The organism is Chitinophaga oryziterrae, assembly GCF_009758125.1.
Lineage (GTDB): Bacteria > Bacteroidota > Bacteroidia > Chitinophagales > Chitinophagaceae > Chitinophaga > Chitinophaga oryziterrae.
In genome coordinates, this window is sequence record NZ_WRXO01000002.1 from 17,399 (window position 1) to 27,743 (window position 10,345).

The following is a 10,345-nucleotide window of genomic DNA, read 5'->3' on the forward strand; positions in this document are numbered from 1 at the left end:
ATTATTTAGGAGGCTTGTTCTAAAACGCCCATTTTCTCAAACAGTATTTCCATCATCCTGTCCGTCAACACCCTCGCATCCTCTTTTGGAAGGAAGCTTTCATTAGAAATAAAGCTGAAGTCTATTTCTCCCCGGTAATTACTGATCACCAGTGTATTCGGATTTCTCCAGGGGAAGCAGGCGCTGGGGCTGTAAATGGTTTCCAACCGGAAGGAGTGGTATTTGTCGGGGATGTTGAGGCGTCCCATATTAGACAGGGTTACGTCATGGGTACCATCGCTGGACCTCAGATAGGTGACGAGTTTTTTTACGGATGAATGGAAGTATTCACTCATCAGTAGTAATTGATGGATGTTCATTACATCGATTCTGCCGGCCAGGTCATTCCGGAGTTTCCGGGTTTTGGTCCAGAACTCGGCAGCGTTATCTTTTATGACAGGCAATTCTTCAATGGGGGCAAAGGCAAAGAGGTGATCGTTTTTTATTTCAGGGATATACCTGCGGATGTCTACCGGGTAAATGACATTGCCTTTTGCGTTATTGCCCCTTAATTCCCGCATGGCTTCGAGAAATGCAACTGAGAAAGTGGCATGCAGAGCGGTTTTCTGCTGTTTGCACAGGCCGGTGAGTATGGTAGAGCTTTCCTCATCCATTTTCCAGTGTAACAGGTAGTTTTTGCCTGGAACAACTTTCGTCTTACTTGTTTTGAGAGATAGAAAGAATCCGGCTATATATGAGGTGAGCCAGGCTTTTATCTTCATCTTTTTATTAGAGAGGATATGAGGAGGAATGAGGGCATGTACTGATTCAAAAGATTCGTAGGGTTCCAGTGAGGTATCGGGATGGTCCATCAGTAGCAGCATTTCCCGCATCAACGTAAGGATGGAGGTGCCATCGCAGATGCAATGGGCGCATACCAGCAGGAGTTCGGACACATCGTCGGATCTCAGCCATAATATCCTGGCCAGTGGCCCTTTCTGCACATTAAACCGGTATTCCCATTCTGCCTCGGAGGCCGCGATCCAGTCATCGTCGGAAAAGCGTTCTACGATCTGTACAGGAATTTCAGAGATCTGGGTATTGGTAACAAAATAGGGTCTGCCTTTTTCATCTTCACGGACCACTACCCGTAATAAAGGATGTTTGCGCTGGATACCGGCAAGGGCTGTTTTTAATTGTTGCTCAGTAATCCGGCCGCGAATCTTTGCGGTGAATACACAGTTAACGGTTTCTTTTGCATCTACATACATGATCCTTTCACCGATGATTAAATTTCTGTTCATAGTAAGTTTATTAGGATAGTACCGTCTCCGTTATGGGAGCGGTTTCGTGCTGCAATAATGTGATAGCACTGTCTTTGATGGACAGGGCATCTAAATAAGGCAACAGCCCGTCGTTAGAAATAAATGTAAAGTCGATCTGGTTGTCGAACGTGGAAGTAATGATGGTCGTCGGATTAGCAAAGGGGCCAATCACCGAAGGGCTGTAAATCGTTTCAATATCGAACGTATTGAAATGACAGGGAATGTCCAGTTTGCCCAGATTAGAAAACATCAGGTCATTCCCTACTTTACCATAGGTAAGTACCTTCCGCATTTTATGTACTGTGGAATGTGCATTTTCGAGTGTCATCAGGAAATCGTAGGGATTCATGCCAGCCATTTTATCCGTGACCTTCTTCTGTAACAGACGGGTCTTTTCCCAGAAACTCATGGAAGGATCTTTCTCCATAGATAAAGTAAGTGCAAGACCAAAGGAGAACATTGTATCCTTCCGGATATTCTCCACGAACTTCCTGATATCTACGGGGCAGGTTACTTTGTTATGCGCAGCAACACCTCTCACTTCACGGAAGGCACTCAGGAATGCTACGCATAAAGCGGTGTTTACAGTAACACCTGCTGCGGAACAGGCTTTGAATAAGGCGGAAGAATCAGCTTTACTGAACTTCCAGCTAATAAGGTAATCTGCTTTCCTGTCGAATTTTACGGTCTTTCCGGGGGAGATAAAGGTAGCTGCTGCGGATAGTGCGAGTCTTACAACAGCACCATTCACGGCTGCTTTGAATAATTGTTTCCTGCCATGTAATATTTGGGGGGGAACAATATCCTGTATGGTGGTGAAGGCGGTATGCCGACCTATCTCTTTCTCAGGGTTATCCAGCAGGTCCAGTATTTCCCGGATGAGTAGCATAGCAGCTCCTCCATCACACATACAATGATGAAGGCTCATGAGCAGTTCTGAAGTACCAGGAGATCTCACCCAGGTGATGCTCATCATCGGGCCATTTTGTGTATCGAATACATTGGCCCAGGCATCTTTAGAGGCCTCTATCCAGTCATCATTATGCCTGCGCTCTATGATGCGTATAGGGATTTCCGGCGCCTTATCATTGATAAAGAAGTGAGGCATCTTTTTATCATCGGTTTTAATACCCGATCTTAATAAAGGATGTTTAGCCTGTATTTTCGTAAGGGCATTCCGGAGGTTTTCATGGGAAATAGTTCCTGCTATTTTCACCACAAAGACAATATTAAACGGCGTTACACCATCTCCGTAAAGAATTCTTTCAAGAAAGAGTAGTTGTCTGTTCATATGTTTTCTGTGCAAATGTTTCCAGTAATTCTGTTGCCTTTTCATTACCACCTGCTTTGATGAAAGTATCCTGGATGTGCCGTGCAGCTATCCGGTACTTTTCATTTTCCAGTACATCCCACATAGCGGTTTTAAGGTCGCTTACCCGCAGGCGTTTATAGCGGAGCTTCACGCCACAGCCGGCGTTCTCTATAAGAGAGGCGGTATGGAAATGGTCATAGGCAATAGGAGTAATGAGCATGGGTAAACCATTCAGGAAGGCATCATTGACGGTGTTAAACCCGCCATGACAGATCACTGCATCCATATGTGGCATGAGGGTAGACTGTGGCACGTAGCCCTGCACAATGAAATTATCCGGCCATTTATCGAAGATAGCGGGATCTGTAGCCGCTACGATGGTGAGTGGCTGATCTGCAAATGCTTCAATAAGTTTCTGAAAGAAATCTTTGCGGATGTCTACCAGTAAGGTACCCAGGGATACAAATACTTTGGGTGTGGTAACTGCAGCCAGCCTGTCCCAGTCGAAGGGGGTATTGTTGGGTCTTCCCTTTACCGGACCTACATACTGCATATGCTCAGATGTGTCTTTACTGGCGGCAAATTCTTTAGAGGTAAAGACGATGTTCATGTCGCGGGAATGGATCACGTAGTCGTCTGTATACACGCCAAACTCACGCTGCAGGCCCAGGATGAGGTTCTTTTGCCATTCGAATATTTTAGGAGATTGCATGGTGTCGCCTGTTACATCAGGAGGAACAGGAGTCGTTGTTACGCAGGGGATGCCTTTGTTATAGGCGCAGATAGCGCCGGCAAAAGTGATACAATCGCTGATGATCACATCAGGTTGGAACTCATCAGCTACACGGGAGAGTCCTTTCATGATATAACGGCAGAAGGGGAGATAGGTTTCTTCCAGTGCCAGTTTAAGGGTTTCCACACCGGAGAGTTTAGGGCCTTCATCCTGCATTTTGAGGATGCGCTGGATATCTGCCTGATGTTCTGCCAGTTCTTCATGAGGGACGATGAATTTTCCTCCTGCAGGAATATGTTCAGCGCCCAGTTCTTTGATACCTACCCATACTACCTGGTGGCCCCTGGAAATTAAACTGGCGCCTACGCTTAGTGTAGGACTGATATGCCCAAAGAAGGGCGGTACCACAAACATGAATTTTGGCATAATCGGTTCTTTATATTAATAAAAGCGGTTGCGGTAAAAAGCCTGATTGTAAGCAGGCTGCTGTACCAGTTCCTCCAGCAGATTAGCGGCGGTAACTGCGCCACCGGATTGTTCAAAGGAAAACTGTATCCGTTTGGCAGCTTCTTTATACGCCGGGTTGCGGAGTATTTCCCATACCGCAGTATGCAGATGTGCAGCTTTGAAACGTTTGTAGTTCAACCGCACACCACTCTCTACCTGTATCACCCGGCCGGCTACGTGCGACTGGTCATACGCAATAGGTATCACTACCAGGGGCAGGCCATGCGACAAACTCTCACATACGGTATTATGCCCGCCATGACATACCACGGCATCCAGGTGAGGTAGTAATTCCAGTTGAGGGATTCTCTCCTGCACTACGAAGTTGTCCGGCCACTCTTCAAAAAGAGTAGGGTCAGATACCACCACTACGGACACAGGTTCATTGCCTAATGCATCAATTACTTTCTGAAAGAATTCTTTTTTATAGGTATGGTCGAACGTAGTGCCGATGGATACTAATATCCTGGGCACATCACCGAGGTGGTACAGCTTTTCCCAGTTAAAGGAAGTGACGGTTGCCCTGTGTTGAATAACGGGCCCAATGAATTTATACCAGGGAGGGAGGGACATATCTCCAAAGAAATCTTTAGAGGTAAAGATCATAGTGAGGGCTTCGGAACATACAATGGCCCTGTCGTACGGAATACCCAGTTCCTGTTGTAATGCAACGATCTGCCTGATTTCCCATTCATGTACACCCGGTAAATCTTCCATCATTTTAACTGCCGCCGGAGCGGTGACAGAAGTCGCATAAGGGATCTGCATTTTATAGGCAGCGATAGCGCCGGAAAACAGCTGATGGTCATTGATGATCACATCCGGTTTAAAAGCATCCAGGATAATGGTAATGCCTTCAAACATATACCTGTTCAGTGGTATCAATACCTCCTCATATAAAAACTTGATGCTTTCTATACCTGATACATTCTTTTTAGTGATCTGATCCAGGTATTGTTCACTGTCTCTTTTTTCTACATCGTTCTGGTCGTATTGCAGCAGCAGGAGCTGCCCACCCTGGGGTAAACGGTTTCCCAGTGATGCATCCAGACTTATCCAACCTACCTCATGTCCTCTTTGCAGGAGTTCTGCACCAAGACTGAGTGTTGGGTTAACATGCCCCGTAAGGGGTGGTACTATGAACGCAAACCTTGCCATAATCTGCTATTGATTTGTTTGAATTTGATATGCCATCCTTCAAAAAAGTCTTTCAGCCTGTTAGCGATTTCTTCCGGTTGTTGTATAGGAACATTGTGATCTCCTTTTACGAAGACCAGTTTAGACCTGATAATTGTATCGTATAATTTCTTGCCCGAATCAATGCAATTTGAATCCTTACCATATAGCAGTAAGGTGTCGTGTGAGATGTTACTGATAGTCGCGTCCTTAAAAAAGGCACGTTCGTTGTGCATGTCTGACTTAATGGATGTTTCATTAAACAGGTATTCATACATCCTGTGGTTTTTATCCAGCTGTCTTTTGCCCATACGCATTTTGGTGGTATCAGTAAAGTTGTTGATATAGTCTACCAGGAATTCTTTACTGTAGATGTCGATGATACCCAGGGTTTCGTTGTCGCTGGGATCGGGGGCTTCTATTACTGCCAGCTTTTTAACCCTGCCGGGATAACGCATGGCCATTTTAAGGGCTACCAGTCCGCCGTAACTGTATCCTGCCAGGTATACTGATTTCAGCTCCAGGGCTTCCATCAGGGCCAGCAGGTCGTCTGTCATGGTGTTGAGGTCATAGCCGTCTTTAGATTTAGCGCTCATGCCATGGCTTTTCATGTCGTACATCACTACATGAAAGTTCTGCGCCAGGATGGGTGCGATGTTGAAATAATAAACAGACAGATTGCTGAACATACCATGAATCAGCAATACTGTTTCTTTCGCCCCTTTATTCAGTTCCTGAATATGTACGGTGGCATTGTTGACTTTGATTACTGGCATGTTTCAATGTGTTTTATGATGTCATCCAGTTTGAGATTGATCAGCTGATCCAGGTCCATGCCTGATAGCCAGCCGGTAAAATCAATGTTCTCACCAAAATGCGCCTTTACCTTTTCTGAAAATGATACAATTTCAATACTGTCCATTTCGAGATCTTTGGTAAAAGAACTTTCTCTGGTGATATCCATATCTTCTACAAACTCTTCCCCGATAACTTCGGTGATAAAAACTTTCAATGCAGCAAATATTTCTTCGCTGTTCAATTTTCTTTTAGTTACAGTGTCCATCCTATTATGTAGTTGTTATGTTTGATTGTTTTAATGCTAACGTCTTTAATTCTTAAAGTATCTCCTGTTATTTCTTCTATTGTATATGCTTTAGGATTGCCCTGCAGGCCTTTACCCAGGTATTTCCCGTATGCCTCTTTGGCAACCCAGCCGCGGATAATCCATTCTGGATCTGTTATCAGTTTCAGCTCACTTTCAGTAAAAACGAGTTCTGTGAAACCTGCACTTTTTTCACTGATCTCTTCGATATCTATTCCTACTGGTTTATCAAACCGGGCAATACCTACGGCATCTGTATTTTTATGTGCAATAGAGATGTTAATACCGTTGGTCATTGATCCCTGTGGGAATGGTTTCCCGGCTGCATCTGTGCGGACTTCGAATTCTATGGGATAATATGCTTCCTGTTTTTGTTGTTTGAGTAAAGCCCTTACGGCGTCTTTTACTGCAACGCGACTGATGATCCTTTCTTTACGTTTGTTGGGAAGGAGAGAACGGATGTACGCTTTTTCGGTCTGGTTGAAATATCTTTTGAGAATAAAATCCCAGGAGACTACACGCTGGTAGGCGTTGTGGAACATGAAGATGCCGGGAGCTATCTCTTCAGACATCCTGTTGTGCAACGGAGACATGGAGATTCTCCATAGCGCTTCATCTATTTCCAGTCTCCTGTTTTGCCATCCGGTGATAATCGCCCATACTTTATTATTTCTTTTGAGGATGATGTTGCCTGTAGCAAATTCATCGTTCATTTCTGTGAGTTCACAGGTGCATTCAAAAGAGCCTTGCTGGTCCTGCATGTTATCATAGAAGGCTACTTCCTGGATTTTAACGGGGAAGGCGATACGGTCTTTTTCTAAGGTGAGTTGTAACCAGAGACCGAAGAGTTGTCCTGCGTTATCGAGTAAGGAACCTTTACCGGTGCTGCTTTCTATAATACCAGTGATACCTTTATCTCCTACTGCTGTTATCTCTTTAATCCCCTGGTAGGCTGGGCCATGGAACATGTGTTCTTCATAGATCTGTGCCGGGGTTTTGGTAATGTCTAACGGGTTCCCTGTCTGAAGGGAAGATATGGTTGGTTTTTGATAGTTATCAGATAGTTCTACGGATGCGTTAGCATAATTTTCCAGGTTCATGGAGATGTTACCGGCATCTTTCCATTCTCCTGTGATGGTTTCCCGGAAGGGAGTGGCCACGTTCATCCATTGGAATACCTGGATAAGAGAGATTTTGTTTACTATTTTACCGGGTGCGTTTTCCCTGGCAATGTCTGCGAATAGTTCGAAGATCATGGTCATCGGGATTACCGGGTCCATGTCATCGGGGCAATGCCATCCCGGCCTTTGCCTGATGAGGGCATGATCTATGAGATAAGGCGTATTATCCAGGGAGATATCCAGTTGTTTGGAAACAGGATTTAATTTATTTGATAAAGGGTCATTTAATGGGTTTGATGTGATGGATTTGCTGTTTGAGCCTGGATTGAATACTGCCGGCCTGTCATTGAACAGTGCAATAATCTCTTCCTGGATAGCAGCTATTTCATCGCAGTTTTCCTGGAATGCTTTCATTACAGGGGACCCTACTGGTTCTAATACCGGTGTCTGTTTTTTTGTAACCTGTAAGTTTTTGAGAGAGTTGAGATCTTTTAGGATAGGAGATCCTAACTGTAGTTTTACGGGGTTTGACTTTGTTTTGTTTTCTATCCCTAAGAAAGAGTAATTAATATCTTTCCCTTCGGTAAACAGGGCTGCTAATACGCGCTGTAACTGCTCGATACCTGACCTTACAGGTACGTTGGCCGCAATAGCGCTGTATGTTTTACTTTTCAGCGTATCATCTACAAATCCTATCAGTCCGCCGGAACCAGCCTGTATAAATACTCTGACGCCTTCATTATATAGTTTCTCTGTAAGTTCGCGAAAACGGACAGGTTTTATTAAATGATCAATACTGAGATCTCGGATAGCTTCTACACTTTCCGGATAGATATCGAGGGTAGTGGCAGACCATAAAGGGATGGTTGTCTTCCGGAAACTTACTTTGCCGATGCCTGTCAGCAATATGTCCAGTTTGTTTTCTACAAAAGGAGAGTGGAAACCTGACTGGAAGGGGAGTACCTGGTGGAAGATCTGTTCTTCTCTAAGGATGACCATCAGTGTTTCTACTGCTTTGCCTGTACCACATAAGATTACCTGCTGAGGGCAGTTATCCATAGACAGGTAGAGGTCTTTGATATCTTTCAGATATGGAGCAATGCGATCGTATCCACAGCCGATGACAAGGAATTGCGCATCTTTTTGTTCAAAAGAGGCTGGATTGAGTTCTTGCAGCAAAGCAAGGACAGAAGATTCTTCTGCCAGTCCGGAGGACCTTCCTGCCAGCCATTCTCCCAGACTATGACCTGCATTGAGGTCTGGAATGATGCCCAGTTGTTTCAATGCGGTATCCATGATCCTGCTCCTTTCAAGGAGTTGCAGCGCAGCGTCCAACACACCATCAGAAGTAGCCTGCGCAGATTCAAAACGGGGCAGCTTAAAGTATTCGGCTACGCTGTCTACTTCACCGCCGGAGAGGCCATCTAAGCCGGGGAAGAGAAAGGCTATTTTACCTCCTTTGCTGATAAGGGGATCATTGGTAAACCAGATATCCTGTTTATTTCTCCAGGGGAGGTCCCTGCTCACTATTTTGATCGCTTTTTTGATACGTTCAGGAGTAGGGTTGAATAAGGCAATCCTGTAATTACCTCGTCCTGGTTCTGTTTCATTTCTTTCCAGGGCTTTGATGAGACCCTCAGCATCTGGCCTGGCCAGCAGCAATACATCTGCTTTGAGAACAGGAGAAATGCCATTGAACATAGGTTTCACAGGAGAAGTAAAGCCTTGTACCACCACATGTGCGTTAATCCCCCCAAAGCCGAAGGCATTAATACCCGCCAGTTTGGGCAGTTCATCCCAGTCACGGACTTCACTCACCGGTTCAAAGCGGGTTTGCTGCATAGCTGCTAATGGTTCTTCACAATGAAGAGTAGGCGGTAGTTTGTGATGGTATAACGCCAGGGCCGTTTTGATTAACCCGGCAATACCTGCCGCGGGCATTGCATGCCCTATCATAGACTTGACAGTGCCTATACCGGCCTTTGACTGGCCTTTGCCACTGCCAAAGATATCAGCCAACGTATCCAGCTCTGTCTTATCTCCCAAAGGAGTACCTGTGCCATGTGCTTCAATATATCCCACTTCATTCACATCAATGCCCGCATTCTGCCATGCCTGCAAAATAGCTTTAGACTGTCCTTTCCGGGAAGGGCTCATCACACTTGTTCCTGCGCCATCGCTGGAAACGCCTGTACCTTTCACCACCGCATAAATCCTGTCGTTATCTCTAATTGCGTCTTCCAGTCTTTTCAGCACCACAAACCCACATCCTTCTCCTATCAGCAAACCATCTGCCCGCTGATCAAAAGGACGGATCTGCCCTACCCTGGATAAGGCACCCAGTTGTGTGAAGATGCTCCAGAAAGGGGCATTCTGACAAACATGCACACCACCGGCGATGATCATATCAGAGCGATGAGAACTCAATTCCTGCATGGCATGATCTACTGCAAGAAGGGAACTGGCACAGGCAGCATCAATAGTATACGCTGCGCCGCCAAGATTCAGCCTGTTGGCAACCAGTGAAGCTACCAGGTTAGGTATCAGTCCCATCGCCGTGTCGGGGCCGAAACGGCCCTTCTTCACCTGGAATTCCTTCTTCACTTTATCCAGGTCTTCACTTTTCAGATCGGGTAACAACGTTTGCAGTACCTGTACGATCTGCTCTCCTGTCCTCACAATTTCTATTGCACGGGTAGCTCCGGGGCCTGTATAATTACCTTTCCCTATAATGATACCGGTTTTCTCCAAATTCCTTTCCAGCACACCTGCATCCTGTAATGCCTGTTGTGCGAGGGAAAGGGTAAGCAGCTGCTCTGGTTCAGTACCTTCTACGGCTAAAGGAAGGATACCGAATTTAATAGGATCAAAGGACGCAAATTCATCTATAAATCCTCCACGACGGCAATAGAACCGGTCTACGGCGTTGGACAAAGGATCGAAGAAAGTGGCATCTAATCTGTTTTCCGGTACTAACTGAATAGCGTCTTTCCTGGTTATTATATTATTCCAGAACGTAGGGATATCACCCGCACCCGGGAAAATACCGGACATTCCGATAATCGCAATATCTACCTGGTTTTTCATTTG

7 protein-coding genes are annotated in these 10,345 nt (G+C 45.4%); all 7 read right to left on the minus strand.

Features of this window, described 5'->3' with window-relative positions:
* Nucleotides 1–5 precede the first annotated feature (5 nt).
* The 7 genes from GO495_RS07660 to GO495_RS07690 are packed head-to-tail and all read right to left on the minus strand — an operon-like array spanning nt 6 to nt 10,342.
* Complete coding sequence (locus tag GO495_RS07660) at nt 6–1,283, minus strand: condensation domain-containing protein (RefSeq protein WP_157299135.1); 1,278 nt, start codon at nt 1,281–1,283, stop codon at nt 6–8.
* A gap of 10 nt (nt 1,284–1,293) precedes the next feature.
* Complete coding sequence (locus tag GO495_RS07665) at nt 1,294–2,595, minus strand: condensation domain-containing protein (protein ID WP_157299136.1); 1,302 nt, start codon at nt 2,593–2,595, stop codon at nt 1,294–1,296.
* Nucleotides 2,570–3,775: a glycosyltransferase gene (locus tag GO495_RS07670; RefSeq protein WP_157299137.1), complete on the minus strand. Its 1,206-nt coding sequence runs from the start codon at nt 3,773–3,775 to the stop codon at nt 2,570–2,572. Before GO495_RS07670 ends, GO495_RS07665 begins: the two co-directional genes overlap by 26 nt.
* Before the next feature lie 15 nt (nt 3,776–3,790).
* Entirely contained in the window at nt 3,791–5,014 is a 1,224-nt protein-coding gene (locus tag GO495_RS07675) for a glycosyltransferase (protein ID WP_157299138.1), read from the minus strand.
* Nucleotides 4,993–5,808 carry an alpha/beta fold hydrolase gene (locus GO495_RS07680; RefSeq protein ID WP_157299139.1) on the minus strand — a complete coding sequence of 272 codons (816 nt, stop codon included), beginning with the start codon at nt 5,806–5,808 and terminating at the stop codon, nt 4,993–4,995. The genes GO495_RS07675 and GO495_RS07680 overlap by 22 nt, the downstream gene beginning before the upstream one ends.
* Nucleotides 5,799–6,095, minus strand: a complete 297-nt coding sequence (locus GO495_RS07685; RefSeq protein ID WP_157299140.1) for an acyl carrier protein — start codon at nt 6,093–6,095, stop codon at nt 5,799–5,801. The genes GO495_RS07680 and GO495_RS07685 overlap by 10 nt, the downstream gene beginning before the upstream one ends.
* Complete coding sequence (locus GO495_RS07690) at nt 6,083–10,342, minus strand: type I polyketide synthase (protein WP_157299141.1); 4,260 nt, start codon at nt 10,340–10,342, stop codon at nt 6,083–6,085. Before GO495_RS07690 ends, GO495_RS07685 begins: the two co-directional genes overlap by 13 nt.
* Between the last annotated feature and the right edge of the window lie 3 nt (nt 10,343–10,345).